Annotated in this window: 19 protein-coding genes; 7 read left to right on the top strand and 12 right to left on the bottom strand. The window is 46.1% G+C overall.

What is annotated here, in order from left to right; all coding sequences use genetic code 11:
* The first annotated feature begins 4 nt into the window (after window positions 1–4).
* Both atpC and J5A52_03185 read left to right on the top strand, forming a co-directional pair.
* Window positions 5–430, top strand: coding sequence for an ATP synthase F1 subunit epsilon (gene atpC / locus J5A52_03190; GenBank protein ID QUB37133.1), 426 nt, complete (start codon window positions 5–7; stop codon window positions 428–430).
* Window positions 431–508: 78 nt separating this feature from the next.
* The gene (locus tag J5A52_03185) at window positions 509–1,903 is read left to right on the top strand and encodes a hypothetical protein (protein ID QUB37132.1); all 1,395 of its coding nucleotides are present in this window, start codon (window positions 509–511) and stop codon (window positions 1,901–1,903) included.
* Window positions 1,904–2,128: 225 nt separating this feature from the next.
* Here J5A52_03185 and J5A52_03180 read toward each other — a convergent pair whose 3' ends face one another.
* Both J5A52_03180 and J5A52_03175 read right to left on the bottom strand, forming a co-directional pair.
* Window positions 2,129–2,578, bottom strand: a complete 450-nt coding sequence (locus J5A52_03180) for a hypothetical protein (protein QUB37131.1) — start codon at window positions 2,576–2,578, stop codon at window positions 2,129–2,131.
* A 306-nt stretch (window positions 2,579–2,884) separates the two neighbouring features.
* Window positions 2,885–3,214: a hypothetical protein gene (locus tag J5A52_03175; GenBank protein QUB37130.1), complete on the bottom strand. Its 330-nt coding sequence runs from the start codon at window positions 3,212–3,214 to the stop codon at window positions 2,885–2,887.
* 219 nt (window positions 3,215–3,433) lie between these two features.
* On the opposite strand from J5A52_03175, the gene J5A52_03170 reads away from it, so the two are divergent.
* Window positions 3,434–3,682 carry a helix-turn-helix domain-containing protein gene (locus J5A52_03170; protein QUB37129.1) on the top strand — a complete coding sequence of 83 codons (249 nt, stop codon included), beginning with the start codon at window positions 3,434–3,436 and terminating at the stop codon, window positions 3,680–3,682.
* Window positions 3,683–3,837: 155 nt separating this feature from the next.
* On the top strand, window positions 3,838–4,437 hold the full coding sequence (locus tag J5A52_03165; GenBank protein QUB38001.1) for a transposase: 600 nt from the start codon (window positions 3,838–3,840) through the stop codon (window positions 4,435–4,437).
* Window positions 4,438–4,503: 66 nt separating this feature from the next.
* Here the strand turns inward: J5A52_03165 and J5A52_03160 are convergent, their stop codons facing one another.
* The 3 genes from J5A52_03160 to J5A52_03150 all read right to left on the bottom strand — a co-directional run bounded on the left by J5A52_03160 (window position 4,504) and on the right by J5A52_03150 (window position 8,307).
* Window positions 4,504–5,502: a DHH family phosphoesterase gene (locus J5A52_03160; protein ID QUB37128.1), complete on the bottom strand. Its 999-nt coding sequence runs from the start codon at window positions 5,500–5,502 to the stop codon at window positions 4,504–4,506.
* A gap of 93 nt (window positions 5,503–5,595) precedes the next feature.
* Window positions 5,596–7,500, bottom strand: a complete 1,905-nt coding sequence (locus tag J5A52_03155) for an ABC transporter permease (GenBank protein ID QUB37127.1) — start codon at window positions 7,498–7,500, stop codon at window positions 5,596–5,598.
* Complete coding sequence (locus tag J5A52_03150) at window positions 7,501–8,307, bottom strand: ABC transporter ATP-binding protein (GenBank protein ID QUB37126.1); 807 nt, start codon at window positions 8,305–8,307, stop codon at window positions 7,501–7,503.
* A gap of 247 nt (window positions 8,308–8,554) precedes the next feature.
* Between J5A52_03150 and J5A52_03145 the strand changes: the two genes are divergently transcribed.
* Window positions 8,555–10,168 carry an ABC-F family ATP-binding cassette domain-containing protein gene (locus tag J5A52_03145; GenBank protein ID QUB37125.1) on the top strand — a complete coding sequence of 538 codons (1,614 nt, stop codon included), beginning with the start codon at window positions 8,555–8,557 and terminating at the stop codon, window positions 10,166–10,168.
* Window positions 10,169–10,429: 261 nt separating this feature from the next.
* Here the strand turns inward: J5A52_03145 and J5A52_03140 are convergent, their stop codons facing one another.
* Together J5A52_03140 and J5A52_03135 are read right to left on the bottom strand one after the other, a co-directional pair.
* Window positions 10,430–10,780: an NUDIX hydrolase gene (locus J5A52_03140; GenBank protein ID QUB37124.1), complete on the bottom strand. Its 351-nt coding sequence runs from the start codon at window positions 10,778–10,780 to the stop codon at window positions 10,430–10,432.
* 16 nt (window positions 10,781–10,796) lie between these two features.
* A complete protein-coding gene (locus J5A52_03135; protein ID QUB37123.1) occupies window positions 10,797–12,353 on the bottom strand; it encodes a glycosyltransferase in 1,557 nt (518 codons plus the stop codon).
* 515 nt (window positions 12,354–12,868) lie between these two features.
* On the opposite strand from J5A52_03135, the gene J5A52_03130 reads away from it, so the two are divergent.
* The gene (locus tag J5A52_03130; protein QUB37122.1) at window positions 12,869–13,147 is read left to right on the top strand and encodes a hypothetical protein; all 279 of its coding nucleotides are present in this window, start codon (window positions 12,869–12,871) and stop codon (window positions 13,145–13,147) included.
* A 148-nt stretch (window positions 13,148–13,295) separates the two neighbouring features.
* Here J5A52_03130 and recR read toward each other — a convergent pair whose 3' ends face one another.
* The 5 genes from recR to dnaX are packed head-to-tail and all read right to left on the bottom strand — an operon-like array spanning window position 13,296 to window position 18,616.
* Complete coding sequence (gene recR, locus J5A52_03125) at window positions 13,296–13,910, bottom strand: recombination protein RecR (GenBank protein ID QUB37121.1); 615 nt, start codon at window positions 13,908–13,910, stop codon at window positions 13,296–13,298.
* Between the two features lie 6 nt (window positions 13,911–13,916).
* Window positions 13,917–14,207, bottom strand: coding sequence for a YbaB/EbfC family nucleoid-associated protein (locus J5A52_03120; protein ID QUB37120.1), 291 nt, complete (start codon window positions 14,205–14,207; stop codon window positions 13,917–13,919).
* Between the two features lie 53 nt (window positions 14,208–14,260).
* Window positions 14,261–15,721, bottom strand: coding sequence for a glycosyltransferase family 39 protein (locus J5A52_03115; GenBank protein ID QUB37119.1), 1,461 nt, complete (start codon window positions 15,719–15,721; stop codon window positions 14,261–14,263).
* Between the two features lie 22 nt (window positions 15,722–15,743).
* Entirely contained in the window at window positions 15,744–17,090 is a 1,347-nt protein-coding gene (gene dnaB, locus J5A52_03110) for a replicative DNA helicase (protein ID QUB37118.1), read from the bottom strand.
* Complete coding sequence (dnaX, locus tag J5A52_03105; GenBank protein QUB37117.1) at window positions 17,090–18,616, bottom strand: DNA polymerase III subunit gamma/tau; 1,527 nt, start codon at window positions 18,614–18,616, stop codon at window positions 17,090–17,092. Before dnaX ends, dnaB begins: the two co-directional genes overlap by 1 nt.
* Before the next feature lie 919 nt (window positions 18,617–19,535).
* Between dnaX and J5A52_03100 the strand changes: the two genes are divergently transcribed.
* Window positions 19,536–19,904, top strand: coding sequence for a hypothetical protein (locus tag J5A52_03100; protein ID QUB37116.1), 369 nt, complete (start codon window positions 19,536–19,538; stop codon window positions 19,902–19,904).
* The last annotated feature ends 119 nt before the right edge of the window (window positions 19,905–20,023 follow it).

The raw sequence follows: 20,023 nt of genomic DNA, 5'->3' as shown, positions 1-20,023 counted from the left end.
CCAAATGCAGTTTCAGTTGGTGACATTGGCTGGCGTCAAACTTGACGAAGCAGTCTATGAAGTAATTCTGCCGACTACCGAGGGTGTGATTTCGGTCTTTCCAAGCCACGAGGCGCTCGTGACGGTGGCAATACCCGGCGTAGTAACAGTGCGCCGCCGTAAAGAAGATCGCGATGATGAGCTGGAATATTTTGCGATTTCGGGGGGCGTGGTTGAGATTAATCAAGAGCGCGTGCGTATTCTGGTTGACGAAGCGGAACATGGCGACGATATTATCGAGGCGGAAAGCCAGGCGGCGCTAGAACGCGCACTGAAGTTGCAAGAAGAATCAAGCGACCAGGTTGAGCTAGAAAAAGCCCATCAGCTGGTTGATCGTCATGCGGTACGGTTGAAGGTTGCCGAGCTGCATCGGCGCCGGCGCCGGCGTTAGTAGCCAAGGATTTTTTCGCTTTCTCGTAAGCCTCTTTTAGTAATGCGCGCATCCCTTCGGGGCGCTATAATAACTTTGATGGCGACTCGCAAGAACCAAACCGTGCCGTTGTCTGGCAATATACAAGCATTCTCGGATGCAAAGAGATTTTTATTTGACGACTTGCCGTCACTTGGCAATGCGGTGTTTCGTGGCGCAGTGGGGCTTGAGCGAGCGAGAGCATGGCTTGCACTGCTAGGTGATCCGCAGGAATCGTTCCCGATTATTCACATCGCCGGCACGAGCGGTAAAGGTTCGACGAGCTATTTTATTGCCAATCTTTTGAAAGCACATGGCAAAACGAACGGATTACACGTTTCGCCGCACGTATTTGACGTTCGCGAACGTGCGCAGATAAATATAGAGTTGCCAAGTGAAGCTAAGTTTACCAAAGCTACCGCTGACCTCATTCCTTATGTGCGGTCAATGCAATATACGCCATATGGTCGCCCGACATATTTTGAAGTAACGAATGCGCTAGCACTGAGGTTATTTGAAGCTCATCATGTTGACTATGGCGTGATTGAGACGGGACTGGGCGGTCGTTATGATTCTACAAACACGGTGCGTCGGTCAGACAAATTAGCGGTTATTACGCGCCTCGGACTTGATCATACCGAGATTTTAGGCAACACGCTTGAAGAAATCGCTTGGCAAAAGGCTGGTATCATCCCCTACGGCGGCACGGTTGTTGCATTGAGACCGGAACAAGATTCAGTGCGGGCAGTGCTTGAAGAAGTTGCATACGGACGCCAGTCGCAAATTATTTGGAGTGAGCCATTGAAGTATGTATCGTTGCAATCTCGAACAGAGACGGGTGTTGAATTTTTGTATCGCGGCGAACCGATGGAGACACAGACACCGGGTGATTACCAGATGGAAAATGCGGCGGTTGCGCTGGATACGGTACGATTTTTGGCAACGCGCGATGGCTGGGATTTTTCGTTTGATATGGCGCGCCAAGCGCTCTTAGAAGCGGAGTTGCCAGGTCGTGCAAATGTGTGGCATCTTGATGGGCGCAACGTAATGGTGGATAGCGCGCATAATCCGCAGAAGATTGCAGCATTTTTAAGTGAACTTGCACATCGTCCAGAATGGCATCGCCCGTTGGTTATTTTTGCAGCAAAGCATGGCAAGGACTGGAGGGGGTCGCTTGAGACAATCGGTTATTTGGCAGACAGGGTGTATATTACACAGTTCTTCCGTGACATGCCATCACCTCATTTACAGAATTATAGCGTGAAACCGGAAGAGTTCGCGGCGGTTATTAGCGTATGCAACATGAAGAATGTCAGACAATTTGACACCCCGATCGACGCGTTCAACGCTGCGCTCCAGCATGATCGTCCTATTGTTGTTGTCGGGTCAATGTATATGCTCGGTGAGCTGTATGAGCAGCTGTGCGCAGCGGGGCGGTTGGGTGAAACATGCTAGCACACAGAAACTGCCATAAAAACTAATACTTAACCCCCACAAAAAACCGCCAACAACATACCTGTAGTTGGCGGTTTAGTTAGTTAGTTAGTTAGTTAACGTTTCGTTAATTGATTAGTTATTCACTTACTTGATTGATTAGTTGCTTGGTTAGCTAATTGTTTGCCTGATTGCTTCCTTAGCTTGATTAATCGCTAATTCTCTTTAGCCTATTAAGCTTATTGGTTACTGGTCGCTTTCTTTAGGATAGCTTTCTAATGAATTAACTCTAGCGTATAAATTATATAAGGCATTATCATCTCGGCATACTGTTACTTCAACACGAGCATCCTCATCGACAGACATACCGTTTGTTTCGCGGTATCTCATATTCTCCGTTGGACGATCATATATCATGACAGGCCAGCTGTATTCTTTACCATCTTTTGCAACACGCTCTGTGAGCTCGTTAGTCGTATCGTGGATTCCAGCAAACGTGGTCTCCTCTGAAACGCAAGCAAGTTCTTGCTGCGGAGCATTATCGGTATTGCCTTCGTGAGACAAACTGCTAACGCCGAATGCTGCTGCTACTGCTAGCATTCCTGCAGCAATTCTGGTACGCAGACGATTCCTTAATGGTACCTCATGCGTATCATTATGGTTGTTATTTGAATATTTCCTCTCTAAACTACTCATGGTTTTCATTGTAACACAGGATGGATATTTTGTCAAGTATATGTCTGCGTTGCGTAATGTCGGTACGATCAACCAGTATGGAAGCGGGCGCAAACCACGATACATTAATAGGATGGGTCTTTGCTGTACCTAATTAATTTAACCTATTAGGGCCAACTCGCTTTCGTCCTTTTGGACTCATCAGCATAGGCACGCACCTATGGAGCGAATATGACAAGCAGATCAGAGAGAAAGGCGGGAATAAACAAACCCGGGCAAAGTCTAAGGCTGCAGGGTCATATTCGCCCCCCCTCCTGGATAACGTGGTTAGGCTTGCGCCACCACGTTATCCAGGTAGTAATCCAACGCCTCCTCAGGCGCTGGGGTGACGAGGAGAGAGCCTCCTCGCCACGAGGGCTGGTGGTTGGAGAGAACCTCCAACCACCAAAAAGCGACGGCATCTACGACGCCAGAATACGTCTCCATCTTACTGACGTGCATATACATGGTGATGACGTTACAGAAATAAGACAGAAGATGTCTCTTAAGGTCTTCTACCTCCCTTCTCGTCTCGCGCGAAGAGGGGGTAAGTCCCCTAAGAACGCAGCACACTGCGTCCTGAGAGAAGAACCGAGCGTCGATGTTGTTGGTGGCCATGGTGGCCACCCCCTCTCTTCAGATTGCTTGTCAATGAACACTTTTGGAGAGTCCTTCGTAATGCAGGATGCATTGAACTCTCAACAAAAGCTGATATATTATATACCATACTTGCCGCCTAAAGTCAATACTTTCGTACCAACCCACCACCTTTGCAACCAAAAAGCAGGCCTCGTAAACTGTAGTTACAACAACTAATTACAGAAAGGAAGACCTGCTATGGCATATAATACCAATTCTAGTGCTCCTAAAGCTAGAGGCGATGCTATGAAGCTGCTCATTCAGGAGCAGCTGCCAGTTGGAGTAGTTGCACTGCGCTTGGGGGTTAACCGCAGTACTATTTGGCGCTGGCTTAAGAAATGGCAACAGCAAAACAGTAACCTCTGTTTCGTTAACAACAACCGCATTAGCCGCCAGATTAAGCCTGCCGGCTACATCCCCGGGATAGGCGCCCGTATCCAAGTTTAAGCTGCAGGCTTGCACCTGGAACATCCCAACCCTCTCCTCGCGTCCGCACAGCAACTCTCGGGCTATACCAAAGCATATAGTTAAAGCAGTCCTAGAAGCTAGAGAAAAACTAAAGCGCTGCGGCTGAAGCTGTCTGGCACTACGTAAACAATAGACTGGGGATTAAGGTTAGCCTCAGCAGCGTACGGCGCATCCTCCAGCGCCACCACTGCTTCGATGGCGCTAGAAAACCTAGGGTAAAGAAAAGTAATCCCAAGCGCCCGCCAGCCGCTGCTCCAGGCGAACTAGTCCAAACCGATACTATTCACTACGTTGACCCATACAGCGGCAAACGGTTGTATTACTATACTGTTATTGACCTCTACACCAGAATGACTCACGCTGTTCTAGCTACTAAGCTGCGCCCAGGGCTAGCCGCCCAGGCGGTGCTTGAAGCCCGGGAACGGTGGGGTTTTACCATCTCTATGGTGCAGAGCGACAATGAACCAGAATATGGCCGTTACTTTGAGCAGACCCTGAAGAAAGCGGGCATACCTACCAGACACAGCCGCCTCGGCAGACCCAACGACAACGCCCACATCGAACGCTTTAACCGCACCCTGCAAGATGAATGCACCGGCAGAACCATAACAGCCAAAGACAGCATACAAAAAGTCCAGGCACAGCTAACGTCATACCTAGACTACTACAACAACCATCGTGTACGCTTAGGTATACAGTTACGCACGCCTAGGGAGATGTTGCAGAGGTTTTGAGTTGGATACGTAGCCATGCGGAAAAATAGTAAATAATTATGAACTTAGAATCTAGATAGACCATTGCTATGCTTGGTCGGCGGTTGTTTTGAAGTTTTTAAGAGCTTTATCCGCCGCGTCAACGAGTTCGCGCACCGTTGCTTCATACGCCCCGTAAATGCGAAATCCTGCGGCGTATGGGTGGCCGCCGCCGCCAAAGTAGCCGGCGATTTGCTCGCCAACGGGGGTGTTGCAGCGCAATTTGCCAGTGAGTTTGCCGTCCGGGTAGGTTTTGATCGCGCACGCAACTTCGACGCCTTCTACGAGCCGCATTTCGTCGAGAACGAGCATGCTCGGATTGTACTGGTCGCTGTACGCTTGGATTTCTTCCCACGGAATATGCACGAGCGCTAGTTTTCCGTCCAGTAGATATTCGATCCGCTCAATCAGCCGCCCCTTATACGCCAAAATTTCCGGCGACTTTTTCATAAAATCGCGGCGGCGCTCTTCAATTGCCGCGTTGCTTGCACCGAGCCGCGTCAGTTCGCCTGCGACCGTGAATGAATCGGCGTGCGTACTTTGCGTGGTTAGTCCTAGGCTGTCGCTCATAATAGCGATCAGTAAATCCTCGGCAGCTTGCGGGTTGATTGCCCAACCGGCGTCCTGTGCCAAATTGTAGATTAGCTCGCCTGTTGCGACAACGTCTTGGCTGATCATCGTGTGGTCAAAACTGAGCGTGCTGCCAGTCGTATGATGATCAAGTACGAGCACGGGGTGCGTCTCTAAAAAATGCCGCACACCAGGAGTACCAAGCACTTTGCTGAGCAAGATATCGGCGCTTGTATCGACGATAATTGCTGCATCGGCTTTTGTATCAAACTCTGCGCAGATACGATCCCAACCGCGAATATAGCGCAGGTACTTTGGGATAGCGACCGGACAATACAAACTAACACTTTTACCAATATCGCTGAGAATCTCCTCAAGCGCTAACGCTGAACCAACACTATCTCCATCAGGGTTTTCCGCTTGAATGATGACGATATTTGTTGCGTTGTCGATTATTTTTTTTGCTTCAGTGAACATTATTACTTGTCTCCGTTTGGTGTGTGCGCTTCAAAAATATAAAAACCTTAACTTTATCTAGAGCGCCTCTTCATTATATCATTGAGCGCGTCACTATTCGTCACGCATATCTTTCATCGGATTGCGGCGCGTGTTGCGCACAAGCGGTAATATGCTACCGATGAGCGCTGCCGCAACGATACTTACGGCAGCGAGCGCAATAATAAGCGGATCAAATGTGAACAGCTGAAATGTTGTATTCAAATCGCGCGGCATGATGATGTAGTGTGCTGCGGTCGAAAAGTCGGCTGAATAGAGTACATCAATGACACCTGCGCCGATCAGCCCAGCGACAATTGCAAATAGCGCAATTAGCCCGGCGAGCAGTAGCGTGTACATGACGTAAATTTGCGCAATGTCTAGGCGCGTTGCGCCAAGCGCGCGAAATATGGCAGATTCTTTACGGCTATCGGCGACTGTACGCGAAATCGTTAACATTAAAATAAACGCTGCTACGCCGATAACGCCAAGTAGGCTATACCACAATATCGGTGTAAGCTGTTGCTGCAATTCTTCAATAACAAGCGAGTTACTTCCGAATGGTTGTGTAAAGTTTGATACGCCGTCTACGCATAGATCCTTGTCTTTCGGCTGGACATTACACATGGTAGCGTGATAAAATGCGCGGGCATGTTCAGCATCTATGAATTCGTAAATAGTCGTATCTGATAGTCCACCCGAAAGCTCTTGACGCTCCGTGGTAAGAATATTCGGTAAATATATTTTTGCAGCGCCTGCCTCAAATGTCTGTTTCGGTATAATCCAGTGTGATGGCATGTTAGCGTTGAGTGCGCCAGCCAGCTTACTTTTTAGGTCGTCACCGTATGCCGTATCTGGCAGCAGCCCAACAACACGGTAGGTTAATTTCGCTTGTTGTGGCGTTATGTTTTCTGTTGAAAATTGCTGGTTGAATTTCTGCAACTTTTCGTCAGCTATCTTTTCACTAGCGCTGCGATTATCTTTTTTCACAATAGCGCCGCCGCAGCTATCTGTCGCCGGCAAGGCATATTCAATGCTCGGCTTAACGTCGAACTCGTTTTTAGATTTGTTGGCAGCTGTGCGTTGCTGGTCAAGTGCTTGCTGGATTAAATGAGACGACGCATTATTACGATAGCACACCTGAATTGTTATGTTACCCGCCTCGTTTCTCAGCTCCCGAATACGTTCAATATGCTGCTGCGGCTGCGCGGTCGTTGGTAGAGGCTTTTTGCCGAGCAGCACCGCCGCGTCATTGTAGCTGATAAAGACGGGAATTTCATTGCTAGCTGCATGTGCGCGATGCGGCAAGAAATAATAATTGAGCAGTGATTCATCAAGAATTTCTTGATAGCCCGCCGCACTTACAAACTCGTTTAGCTGTTCCGGCACAGCTTCTTTGTTACGCTGGAAATCCTCGCGCCCGCCAATCATTACATCAAGCGATCCGTTGCGCCCGCCGACATTCTGTATACGGTATGTCACGCTTGAGCCAAATCGCTTGGCGGCTGCATCAATGCGCTCTGGTTTGAGCGGATTCTTCTCGTTGGTGTATTGCCTCAAAAACGTTTTTACCGCCCAACTATTGCGATTGAGCGAACCTGAATCGTCCTGATTTATTTTCATAATCGGCTCTTCTTCAGATTTTTCGTCGTATTCGACACCGAGCGCTTTCGCTGCCGCTTTTTTATCGGCGATATGCTGTTTATGTAATGCTAGTATGCGGTCTTTAGCATCTTGCGGCGTGTTATAAAACAGCTCGGATTGATCTTTATTGTGATTGCTATACGCTAATAGATATCGCGTCGACATCGTATCGCGGCTGAATCGTCCAATGCTTGCCATACTGGCGCGCAATACCGTCAAACCGAACACTACAACACCAAATAGCAATCCTGCTACGATAATTGTTACCGCGAGCCGAATCTTACGCGTGCGTAGTTTTGTAAGTGCAAGTTTGCTGGCGTCAAGTATCCGCAGCATCTAGAGCACCCTCCCGTCGTGCAGCGTAATCTCGCGGTCAGTTTGCCGAGCGATATCGTGGTCGTGCGTAACGATTAAAATCGTTGTACCAAGCTGGCGGCGAATTTGCTCGAAAATGTCAATGACACGCTGTGAGTTAACACTATCAAGATTACCTGTCGGCTCGTCGGCGAGCAGGACTTTTGGCTGATTTAATAACGCCCGCGCAATAGCGGCGCGTTGCATCTGTCCGCCAGATAGCTCTTTCGGCAGATGCTTCATGCGCTCTGCAACATTAACCATCCTAGCGAGTTCAACGGCGCGTTGTCTACGCTCGCGTGGATTAGTGCGCGCAAACATGCCGGGGATTTCTAGGTTGGTCGCTAGATTCAAAAATGGCTGCAAATAAAATGACTGAAATACGAATCCAATTGTTCGCCCGCGGAATTGTGATAATTTTCGGTCTGATAATGCGCTAAGCGCTTGTCCGTTGACGGTAATGGGCCCACTGGTCGGTTTGTCGAGTCCGCCGATTAGCTGTAACAACGTTGATTTCCCTGAGCCACTTGCGCCAGTGAGCGCTACAAATTCCCGCTGGCGTACACTCAAGCTGACACCGCGCAGTACCTCAATTTTTTGCCGTCCGACTTTGTATGTTTTTACGACATCTTTGGCTGAGATAATTTCACTGCCGAGCGGTACAGCAGTTTTTTTCCGCGCGTCACTATTGCGCGTCGTGTATTGTCGAATTGCTGCAACCGCTCGCTCCGGATCATCATTAAAATACCGCAAAAACGCAGCAATCACCCTCCCCTTTTCGTCGCTCATGGAATCATTATAGCGATTAGCATACGTAAATACTAGTGGCTGCGCTCAAGCGTGTTCAGCAATCTAAAACAAAACACTCAGTAAAATAAGAGTATGTATAAACAATTGCATAAGCATAGTACCTAATGCCAGACTATAAGGTCAGCTTTTTGAGAGTTCATTACGCACTTACGGTTTATACTAATAGGTTGGCCGGGCGTTGGATAAATTAAGAGACAATAATTCATGCTATAGTATGCTTACAGCTATGGTTCAGCTACATAACGTGTCTTATGAGACGCCAAACCGCCATTTATTTCATGACGTTTCATTTTCAATCAACCCCGGTGATAGAATTGGACTTGTCGGGTTAAATGGTGTCGGCAAGACGACGCTGCTTAGTATTGTGAATGGTGATATTGAGCAGACTTCTGGAAGTATTCTTTCCTCCGGAGAGACAATTGGCATTGTACCACAGGATATGAGCGCTTGGCTTGATAGAACGGTTTACGATTTTCTTGAAGAAGCGACTGGCGTCAAGCAAGTGCGCGAGCAACTTGAAGAGCGATGCCGTAATCTCGCAATAGATTCAAGCGAGAAAAGCTTGCTTCTTTATGCTGAAGTCCTGGAAAAATATAATAAATTTGAAACTTCGTCTTTTGATACGAATATAGAACGGGCATTGACGCAAGCTGGGCTAGCAAGAATAAACGGAGACTATAAGATTGGGGATCTTTCAGGCGGCCAGAGGGCGCGTATTGCGCTTGCTGCCATATTTGCCGCAAAGTATGATGTGATTTTACTTGACGAGCCAACGAATAATCTCGACCAGAGCGGTGTCGCTATGTTGGAAGAATTCATCAAGAGTTCACCGGCGTCATTTCTCATCGTATCGCACGATCGCCGATTCTTGCGTAACGTAACGACACAAATTATTGAACTTACTTATGGAGACAAAGGTATTCGCCAGTATAGTCTTGGATACGATGAGTATGTTGAGGCAAGGAAGCGAGAAAAAGAATCAATCGTACACGCATACGAACAATATGAGCGAGAAAAAAGGCGTTTGCGGCGAGTTGCTCGGGACGCGCGGATCCGCGCTAACTCAGCTAGCAGCAGTAGACATGCTACCGACAGAGATCGTCTCACGAATCATTTTCGCAAAGAACGCGCTGCTTCGCATCTTGCGGGTGCATCAATAGCAATTGGCAGTCGCCTTGATCGACTTGAAGAGCCTGAAAGGCCGGAAGAGGATATCGTTATTACCGCCAAGTTTAGTGAGCATAAAAGGAAAAGATCGTCGCTGCTTTCGGTGCGTGATCTTGTTGTCTCGCATGACGGTATACATACGATTGGCTCGTTCTCATGTCATATTCGCGCGGGTGATAAAATTCTACTAAGCGGCATGAATGGTTCAGGTAAAACGTCGCTCATGAAAGCTATTGTTAATCGTGAAAAGAGACAAAGCGGGGATGTATGGTTTGCGGATGAAGTAGGCGTCATATATATTGACCAAGACCAGACACTGCCATTGCCTGATGCGACGGCAATCGAAAATCTTCAAAAACTTGCGCCAAGCATAGATCTCCATGATGCAATAAATCTGTTAATGCGCTTCAATTTGCGTAAAGATACGATTCGTACAACATTAGGGAGAAATCTTAGCGGCGGCGAACGTGCAAAAGTACTGCTCTCAGCGATGACGACAAATGACGGCGGTCTGCTTATTCTTGACGAGCCAACAAATAACCTTGATATTCCAACAATTGAAGCGTTTGAGCGGGTAATCCGTAATTATCGGGGAGGCGTTATTCTTACGTCGCACGATCGTGATTTTATTGAAAACATTGGCGTAACAGAACAGATTGAGCTACGCCTCTAAAATTTCTCTAATGTATTCGCATGTAGCGAGGCTTTTCCTACTATCTAGCTCCTTGGCATCAGGCTAATCTTCAGGGTCAATAACCTCTTCTGCTCCCTTATAAATTTCTGCCGCTATCTGCCAGTTTGATTAATATTTTAAGAATGCTACTACTTCTGTAACTGTTCCATTTCTCAAAAAATTAATTCATCTGAGTTTCGAAGTTGCTCAAGCATAAAATCTTTACCAATGCCAGAGACTCCTGAAACGATAGACTTCTCGCTATTTCTCATATTTATCCTGTAAAATCAATGTAAACCAATCACCGACCTCGCCCCAATTAATACGATCATTGAGAGTTTGTATGTTTTCAAGTTCGTAACCAATGACGCTTCCACCTACGTCTTTTTTGAAGTCTCCAACTTTTTCAAGAGTGGCAAAAACTCTCAACTGGTAATACTTCTTGCCATTAGACGCAACGTTAATTTGATAACCTATTGGTTCAAAATCTAAGACACGCATATTTAGCTCTTCCAAAAGCTCGCGTCGTAACGTCTCCTCGTAGCTCTCGCCGGATTCGGTTCCGCCGCCTGGTAGATTGAATGATATAAAACCTTTTTTATTATATTTCACAATGGGAACTTGATTATTAATTCTTCCTACTGCGTAGACTTGCCCCCCAGTTTTTATTTGGAATCCTTTTGTTAATTAAGCTTTTAAAAACTACCGAGTAACAAACGCCCTTATAGGTAAAACTTGAATTTCTAAGCAAGATATTTTGAATCTCATGGTCGTTCTTTAGAATTGATTCAATAGTGTCTTGATTTTTTGCGATAATGATTCGCTTTGGCCTGGTGTTTGACGTTATACGATTAAGCTCGTTGTTGTTTGATAAGTTCTTGCGCAGAAGCTTTATGAAGTCATTGTTATTACCTCTATCTTTTGTGTGCTTTAATGTCTCGGGCGCCATGTTTTTCTCAGGGTAAATGACAGAGTACAAGACTCCTAAATTATCTAAAATCCGCATAATCTCAGGTGAAAGCGCAATAAAGATAATCGCTTTTTTACCATAATTTTTACCGATTGCACACAAATAGTTCTGCGGAAAATGAGGATTTACATCTTGCTCTAACGTTGGTTCTAAGCCTTCAATGTCTTCGCTGCTTTTAAAGAGACAGCGGAAATTTGAGATCTCTAAATCTCGTGAGAGATGCGGATACTTTTTTGAAAAATTAGTTTTGCCCAAACAGGCAAATGCAGCAAATATCTTACTTTTTTCTTCCAAGAAATGACATTCCTGGTTCATTTTTCGAAGAATTGCAAATTGCTGAAAGCTTAAATCGAAAAATTTTTCGAAAAAGTCGTCCTGACTTGTTAATTTCGTGATAGTATTATGCCATTTATTAAGAAAATTTTTTGTTGTTTTTGCTAGTTTCTCTTTACGATTTAGGTCGTGCTCTGTGATTGATCTGTGGCGAAAATGATAGACAAGTGTTTGGTTTGATATTTTTAGGAAATAACCACGGCACAGAATTTCCCACGATAAGTCTACATCGTCGCAACCGTATGTTTTGTAAATTGGATCAGCAATGAATCCTATCTCTTCAATAATTTTATTTCGCACTAGAAGGCAGTGGCTTGGCAGAAAACTCGGAATCTCTGTAAAAATTTGCGAAGTGTTTGATTGGCAAAATTTCTTCATGTTTCTATCAAGGTCACCTTCAAAAAAGTCTATGAGTTCATCCTGGGGAGATAAATCCTTGTTCAACTCTTCAAAAACTTTGCGCGAATTTCGCATCCCGTCAAAATAATTTGAATATTGCGAAACCCCTATTGGAGCCACTGCGCCAATTTTCGGTGCCTCCATTTCTGTTAAAAGTGCTTCAAGCCATCCTCTAGAGAAGTACAAATCGTTATTGATTAGACACGTAAACTCAATATCCTCTTCTCGCGAAATTTGCCAGCCTTGATTAAATGCACGACCCGACCCGAGATTTTTTTGATTAAAAATTTTGTTTATTTTAATACAACTTCCTTGTGATTTAATCTTTTTAAGAAAATCAATCGTTTCTTTCCTCGACGCATTATCAATAATTGTTAAGGTAAAAGGTACCTTGGTACTTTCAAAGAGCCTGCTGAGAGTTATCTTGGTATATTCAAGCGCATTCCAGGTTGGCATTACTATATTAACTTTTGGCTTCACCATCTTCTCCTAGACTTATAATTATCATATCAAACTCTTTAATCTTTGGTGCATTTTCGCTATGTTCCGAAAAAGCATAGAGCGTCGGCTTGAGTGAGCTTACAGAAACAGAGCCGTATCTATCGCGTAGAATTTTGAGCGCGCGCTTGGTAGTCTTGTCCTAGATAATTTCTTCATACGGTTTCATCCCCTGCTACGGTAATTACCTGTAGACATTGGATGAATCTCACGTAGCTTTGAAACCGCAATAATCGCAAAGTAGACAAACTAATATTGAAATATACCTCAAATAAGCCACACGGACAGCGTAAAATGTCGCCTAGTGCCTGTCTAGACCTATATGGCGGCGGAAATGTTTTGGTATGTCGATTTTAATTTCAAAATCAGAGCCAGCTAGTTGATTTTCTTGAGATATTTTAATTTTCAAGCTTTTGCCTATCGTTATAGCAGGCGTTTTGTTATTTCTACTTTCTACTTCACCGGGTGTGTATATCTTAGCAATTTCGTATAATACACCTGTGAACTACAAAAAATACCTTGCGCTTCAAACCAGACTTGAATGGTTCTATGATTTTCATCCAGGTTTCTTTGATGATATTCCGGCTAGTCAAAAAGAATTGTTGCAGCGGACGTTTTTGTACGACGCGCCAGACGATGGATATCCTGAATCGATCCGAAAATTTTATGATGACACGATTGCAGGATATCCAAAATTACAGCATGATATGCGTGTAGCAGTCGATGCATTATACCGAGTAGCTGGTGCAGGTAAGCTGACCGATTATATTGATGATTAGAATTTATACAGTGCGCGATATACTAAGTTGCCGTCTAAGCGAAATTGCTTGACAAAATAAATACTTTGGTGTAGAATAAAACTAGTATTGTTACTGTACACCCATTGACCGCTCGCTTTTAGCAAAAAAACTACAATCCGTCCACTAGCTATAGAGCTCGTCGCCCCTCAAGCGCATGACTGAGGGTGATTTGATCGGCATATTCTAGGTCGACACCCACGGGAATGCCGCGCGCCAGGCGCGACACCTTGACATTGAGGCGTGCTTCTTGAATGTGGCGCTGAATAAATAACGCTGTCGACTCGCCTTCAACGCTCGCGTTTGTTGCAATAATAATTTCTTCGGCGGCATCATTGCGGATACGCTTTAGTAATTCTGGAATGTGCAGCTGTTCTGGTCCAATGCCGTCTATCGGTGAAATCGTACCGCCAAGCACATGGTACGTTCCCTTGAACTGTCCGGTACGCTCTAACGCAACGATATCAAGCGGCTCCTCAACCACTGCAATCATACGCTTGTCGCGCGCGGCATCGCTATAAAGCGGTGAAATGTCTTCATCGGCATTGATGAGCGCGAATGTAACAGGGCACGTCTTAACGTCGCTATGCAATGCTGTTAAAGCACGCGCCATAGACTGCGCAGTACGTTCGTCGGCACGCAACAAAAAATATGCATATCTCTCAGCGGTACGCGGACCGACGCCTGGCAATCGCCCGAGTTCATTAATTGCACGCTCTAGCGCGTTTGGCAACAGCTGTGCCATTATGCCTTACAATCCTAAATTGCCCAAGCCACCCATGAGTGGTTTCATCTTTTCGGCGGCAATTTCCTGAGCCTTTGCCATACCGTCGCGAATAGCAATCTCAATCCAGTGCTCCAGCTGATGGATATCATCCAAATCAACGTACGCCGGATCAATTTTAATTGATTTAATTTTTAGCTCGCCAGTGATTTGCACGATCACCGCGCCATCACCTGCCTCAACCTCAACAATTTCTTTTGCGAGCGCCTTCTGCGCCTTACGTAAATCGTTCAACATCTTCATTTGGTTCAACGCCATGTGGTCAGTCCCTCCATATAACAACTAATCGGTAATGGTGATATTATATCGCATTATTGTAAGATTTTGTAGACATATAATCGGTCGCTCTGCTCGGCGCGCCCATTCGTGATAATGCACTCAAGCTGCCATGATTCTGGCGCGGCGGGCATAGCACGGCGGGCATCTCGTGTGAGCACGATAGTACCGGGCGACTGGTCGGCTTGATCGCGTAGCGTGATTTTAGGCGAGCGCTCTGCTACGATATGGTAGAATTCGCGTTCTTGCTCGGTTGCGACGAGTGCCATCTGATCGTGCTTACTAGCGTAAGCGTGTATAAGGTTTAAATCGCTTGAATAATGCGCGAGCACATTTGGCGCGTAACGGTAACCATCCATATAATGCGTGACATTTGTAGCAATAATGCCGATTACCAGCACAGCAAGCGGCAACAGCCCTGCCAGCCGCGCGTACGGATTGCGCGGAAATAACCGGTACCAGTAACGTATCAAGAAGTCAAATCCAGTCGCGATGAGAATCGTCATGACGAAGAAAAGAGCGCTTATATGTGCCGGCGTAAGTAGAATAAGCGGTACAAGCAGGACGCTCAAAATAATTGTTACATAGCTACGCGCCGTATAGCGCGTCATAACGAGACGATACAGCCCGATAAGTGCTACGAGCGCAAGCGTTAATGAATACGCCGGTCGCAGTAACGCGCCCGAGCTGTCTGCACTGAATCCAACTAAATCAAGAACCGCTTGTAGCGCTGTAGTGCGGATACGAGTAAACGATATATTGCTTGGCACCCCAGCAAGCTCAAGCGCAGTCGACGGCTGGATGATAATTGCGTAGACAAGCGGCACCGTACTCGCTAGCCCTAATATTGCCGCCATCAGCAACTTTGTTTTGCCAAGGCGTTTCATGATATAGCGAATGTGCGGATGCAGCACCGAGGTAATAAGCAGCGACACGACGACGTAAATTCCAAGCGGCACATACAATGCCACCGCCATTAGAACGCCGCCTAAAATCTTCCAAAAAGTATGAAAATATTTACCGCGGGTCACGCGTAATCCTGCTACGAGTAGCCAGACGGCGATTGCGTTAAATGTAATCGCTGGCGTACCGTCTTGCGCCATGAACAAAAATTGCGTTGTTGTAGCGAGCGCCATCGTCGTGATCATCGCGACGTTACGCTTTAGCCACGATTGCGTTAGTACAAGTATACCAAGAATGGTAAATGTCGCTAGCACAAGAGATGGCAGCTTAATTGCAAATGTCGTCGCGCCGAACGCATAAATACTTAGCCGCTGCAGCAAATGATACGGGAAATTAACGATCATCGCTGGGTCAAGCGAGTTTTTTGAGAGCGAGCTGCTTATTGATACCGATTTGATTTCTTCAGGGCGCAATTCGCCTGGCGTTTGTAGTGCACCGCCCCATACGATCACGCCGATAATCACTGCAATTACCAACAACCCCAGTCCAAAGCGCCAACGATAAAGAACGTAATCTGTGACGTGCGATTTCATACTTCTTGATTATACCAGATATTTACTCGTGACGGCGGTCAAGTGACATGAAACGCAAGCGTTCCGGATGGAAGTATAATTGCACTTTGCCTGTCGGACCATTGCGGTGCTTGGCGATAATCAAATCAGTGATATTTTGCACTTCAGGATTATCCGGCTCATAGTAGCCGGGACGGTAAATGAACGATACGAGGTCGGCGTCCTGCTCAATACTTCCCGATTCGCGCAGATCGGCAAGCTGCGGGATTGGCGGCGTGCGGCTTTCAACCGAGCGGCTCAGCTGGCTGAGGGCAATGAGCGGTACATCGAGCTCGCGCGCAATAAGCTTAAGTCCTCGCGAAATTTCGCTCACTTCCTGCACGCGATTGCCATTGTGATTGTTTGCTGCTTGCATGAGCTGGAGGTAGTCCACGACGATTAGTCCGAGCGGCTGGTCATGCATAGCGCGGCGAGCTTTAGTGCGCATCTCCAACACGCTAAGTCCTGGCGTATCATCAATGAAGATTGGCGCTTCTGCCATTTCTCCCATCGCTTCACTGATTTTACTGAAATCGTCGTCACTCAAATTACCGGTGCGGATATTCCAGCTGTCAACACCAGAGGCATCAGCAAGCATGCGGTCGATCAGTTGCTCTTTACTCATCTCTAGACTGAAAAATAGAACGGGCAATTTCGCGATTGTTGCAATATTATAGGCGAGGTTTGTCACGAGCGTCGTTTTACCCATCGCTGGACGTGCTGCGAGAATGATTAAGTCGCTGCGCTGTAATCCAGCTGTCATATTATCAAGGTCTTGATAGCCAGTACGAATGCCGCGTAATTGTCCTTTGTTGCGGTGCAATTCTTCAATACGGCTGAAACTTTCGTCGAGAATATTTTCAATACTCACCAAGTCCTGTTTAAGCGACTGATCAGACACATTAAATAATTCCGCTTCAGCTTTTTCGAGCAGCTCGGCAGTAGATGTTTCCTCGTTAAATCCCATTTCGCCAATATCAGCACTTGCTTTAATGAGACGGCGGCGAACAGCTTTTTGTGCAACAATGTCGGCATAGCTGCTAGCATGCGCGGCGGTTGGTACGTAATTTGTCAGCTCAGTGAGGTAGCTGCTGCCGCCAACAAGCTCCAATTTATCTTTCTTTTTTAGTTCATCAGTTAACGTTAGCAAATCCACCGGCTTGTGGCGTTCGTACAAACGCATCATGGCAGCAAAAACAGTTTGATGGCGCTGATCGTAAAAATCCGCCGGTTTGACAATTTCCGACGCGTCAGCGAGCACATCGTCGTCAATGAGGATTGCACCAAGTAAGCTCATTTCGGCATCAATATTTTGTGGCGGGATCTTGGCATCAACTTGTTTTGTAGGCATTATAAACTAACCTCCTCTCCACCGCCCATCATAGCAATAATTGCGGCAGTTTGACTATCTTCTGGCGGTTTCGGCGTAGCAAGTACGGTGATTTCGATGTCGGGCAAACCGATCATTTGCAACGATTCGGCGAGTGCCGGTAACACTTTATCGATTTGAGTTTTGGCGAATTTTTTACCAGCGTAGATAGTAAGAGTCGCACCGTCGTAGCAATACTTACATTTAGCAAGAATACTGTGCGCGCCCGCAGCAGATTCCTTGAGCGGCGCGAGAAAATCATCCCAAGCAAAGGATTTTTCTTCCTTATTTTTCTTATTGTGCGCCGGCGCTGCGGTTGATGCGGACGATGTAGCATTGCTCTTGTCATCTTTTATTGATACTGAGGGCTTTTGTATAGAGGTTACACCTGAGTTTGTTGCCGCACTCGTATGTGCCCGCGGAGACGCGGCAGGTGTTTCTGGCGATTTTTTGGATACCTGCGGTGCTTCGTGTAACGCAGGCTCTTTTGCCTGCGCCGGAGAATTGGCTGGCTTTACCGCGCTATTTCCACTAAGTACAGCAGCCGTAGCAACTGGCTGCGCTGCTATATTCGCCTGCGATGTTAGCGCAACCAATAACAATGTATACGGCCACGGGCTGCGTGTTACTTTCGCGAGCGGGTCAAGTAACATTAAACGTTCCGGGTGTGTGATCGCATGGCATCGAATATATCGTGCAATTTGCTCGGTAACAATTGGTGCCGGTACGCCACTATGCTCCATAGTGTCAAGCTGTTGTACAATTGCCGCTATGTCACCTGTCTTTGCTGCCGTGAGCAGCATATCAATATCGTGCGCGCTTGCGAGCCCGAGCGACTCTTCTATTAGCTGCGCGGTAATCGCGCCATCTGCGACATGCTGTAATTGATCGAGCAGACTGATGCTGTCGCGAAAACTTCCCTGTCCTTGCTCAGCAATAAGCCGCAAGGCATCGTCATCAATCTTGATGCGCTCGGCTTCGGCAATTGTGCGCAGGTGTGCTACCACATCCGCTTCGCTGATTAGCCGAAAATTAAATCGCTGCACGCGACTCAAAATTGTTGCCGGTAGTTTATCGGCGTCAGTGGTTGCGAGAATAAAAACAACGTGCTCCGGCGGCTCCTCAAGCGTCTTGAGGAGCGCATTGAACGCCGACTTGCTGAGCATATGTACTTCGTCAATGATATACACTTTTTTCGGAGCGCTGACTGGTGCAATCTGTACTTTATCGCGTAAATCGCGAATATCCTCAACGGAGTTGTTGCTCGCTGCATCAATTTCGATAATATCCAGGTGCGTCGATTCGTCAGTATACGGTAAGTTATTAATTTCATGCGCTAGGATCCGCGCAATTGATGTCTTGCCAACACCGCGCGGTCCAGTCAGTAAGTATGCATGCGCTACCGTGCCACGCTTTAGCGCGCGCTCCAATAGCCGTGTAATGTGTGTCTGACCAACAATTTCGCTCAATTTTTTCGAGCGGTATTTTCGGTATAACGCTTGGCTCATATAGTTGTATTATACAATATCTCTGCTCGCACGGTACATCAATCTAACCCAAAACACCCCAATAAAATTAGCTCTAGCTATATAGTAAAACAACTAATCAGAGAAGAGATAACTCTGTATATCTTGCTAATGTATGATTTGCATTATTAGCGATAGTGCTATTACTAATAGATGGCCATTAAAGCCTCAGAGCGGTTAGTATTGTATTACTATTTACCCATAAACATCCAATAATTTTAGCTATTCTCTTAGCCTAAAAATACCGTATATCGATATCCGGTATAGTTTGTCTATTTTACCTCTGTTGTGTGTTGTTCCTTTTTCTTTCCTTTCTTATATATAATATATAAGAAAGGAATAATGAATAAGTATGAAGTAAGTAAGTAAAGAAATAAATAAAAGAATAAGTATGAAGTAAGTGAAGAATTAAATTATTAATTAAAGAATAAATAAGAAGAATAACTAAATTATTAAATAACTAAGAATTATAAAAAGAGTTTAGATAAGAAGTTTAGATATGATAGGAATGTGAAAGTTAGTAAGTATATATACATACATACCGTGAATAAGTGAGCGAATAGGTTAATTGGTAAGTAAGTTAGTTAGTAGGTTAGTAGGTTAGCTAGTTAGTAGATAAGTGGATTGATGAATGAGTAAGTACATACGTACGTGAGTACGTATGTACGTGAATATAAACGAACGAGCGAGCAGGTGAGTAAGTAAATGGGTAAACAGGCGCATAAGCAGACGAACAATAAACGTTTAGTACTTAAGAAAGGGCAGATAGCTATACTTGAGGCGTTGTATGGGTGCAGGTTTGGGGGATGTTGGTGTTGTGGGTTGGGTTAGGGTACCATCGTCCGTACCTCGCAGGGATACATGCTTGCCACGAATCAATCATAATGTTAGTATATATCATATGAAAAATCTAGAATCTCAACCATCAGACAATAATTCTGATTCCGAAATGGGGGTAAATCACCGTCCCCACCGTCCCAGCCTCCTTTGGTCGCAGCGATTAGATGACATGGATGAGCCAGAGAGGGATCAGTTCCTGTTCGATGAAGCAAGGCGCGACCTTCAAGGAGTTTTTGATGGACTAGACATTGAGCGTTCTCCTTTTAGACTCCAAGGCGATTTGATCCGTAGATACGGGGCAACCTACGGCGGCACGGCGGTAAGCGCAGCATTCTATGAATATTGGTATAACCACCCGTTAATTGTCAAACGCAGAAACGATCGTAAAAACCGCATCAACCGCAGAAACCGCGCAGAAAGTGGGAGTTAGCCATGCATGAGGAGGGTTACTCCAGCTGCTTGTGCGAAATATAATGGGCGAGCCATGTCTTTAGAGGCAGATTCAGGCGACTTGAGGGATCCTTTCTAGACGAAGTCTACGACTCCAGA

This window comes from TM7 phylum sp. oral taxon 349 (assembly GCA_018127705.1).
Taxonomy (GTDB): domain Bacteria; phylum Patescibacteriota; class Saccharimonadia; order Saccharimonadales; family Saccharimonadaceae; genus Saccharimonas.
The sequence above is the reverse complement of the archived record's forward strand: the minus strand, read 5'-3'. Positions and strand labels throughout refer to the sequence as shown.

Bases quoted from the DNA above. Each gene is read 5' to 3' on its own strand.
- dnaX (QUB37117.1), bottom strand. From the start codon at position 18,616: ATGAGCCAAGCGTTATACCGAAAATACCGCTCGAAAAAATTGAGCGAA.
- J5A52_03155 (QUB37127.1), bottom strand. From the start codon at position 7,500: ATGCTGCGGATACTTGACGCCAGCAAACTTGCACTTACAAAACTACGC.
- J5A52_03180 (QUB37131.1), bottom strand. From the start codon at position 2,578: ATGAGTAGTTTAGAGAGGAAATATTCAAATAACAACCATAATGATACG.
- J5A52_03100 (QUB37116.1), top strand. From the start codon at position 19,536: ATGAAAAATCTAGAATCTCAACCATCAGACAATAATTCTGATTCCGAA.
- J5A52_03120 (QUB37120.1), bottom strand. From the start codon at position 14,207: ATGGCGTTGAACCAAATGAAGATGTTGAACGATTTACGTAAGGCGCAG.
- J5A52_03135 (QUB37123.1), bottom strand. From the start codon at position 12,353: ATGGTGAAGCCAAAAGTTAATATAGTAATGCCAACCTGGAATGCGCTT.
- atpC (QUB37133.1), top strand. From the start codon at position 5: ATGCAGTTTCAGTTGGTGACATTGGCTGGCGTCAAACTTGACGAAGCA.
- recR (QUB37121.1), bottom strand. From the start codon at position 13,910: ATGGCACAGCTGTTGCCAAACGCGCTAGAGCGTGCAATTAATGAACTC.
- J5A52_03145 (QUB37125.1), top strand. From the start codon at position 8,555: ATGGTTCAGCTACATAACGTGTCTTATGAGACGCCAAACCGCCATTTA.
- dnaB (QUB37118.1), bottom strand. From the start codon at position 17,090: ATGCCTACAAAACAAGTTGATGCCAAGATCCCGCCACAAAATATTGAT.
- J5A52_03185 (QUB37132.1), top strand. From the start codon at position 509: ATGGCGACTCGCAAGAACCAAACCGTGCCGTTGTCTGGCAATATACAA.
- J5A52_03170 (QUB37129.1), top strand. From the start codon at position 3,434: ATGGCATATAATACCAATTCTAGTGCTCCTAAAGCTAGAGGCGATGCT.
- J5A52_03150 (QUB37126.1), bottom strand. From the start codon at position 8,307: ATGAGCGACGAAAAGGGGAGGGTGATTGCTGCGTTTTTGCGGTATTTT.
- J5A52_03175 (QUB37130.1), bottom strand. From the start codon at position 3,214: ATGGCCACCAACAACATCGACGCTCGGTTCTTCTCTCAGGACGCAGTG.
- J5A52_03115 (QUB37119.1), bottom strand. From the start codon at position 15,721: ATGAAATCGCACGTCACAGATTACGTTCTTTATCGTTGGCGCTTTGGA.
- J5A52_03160 (QUB37128.1), bottom strand. From the start codon at position 5,502: ATGTTCACTGAAGCAAAAAAAATAATCGACAACGCAACAAATATCGTC.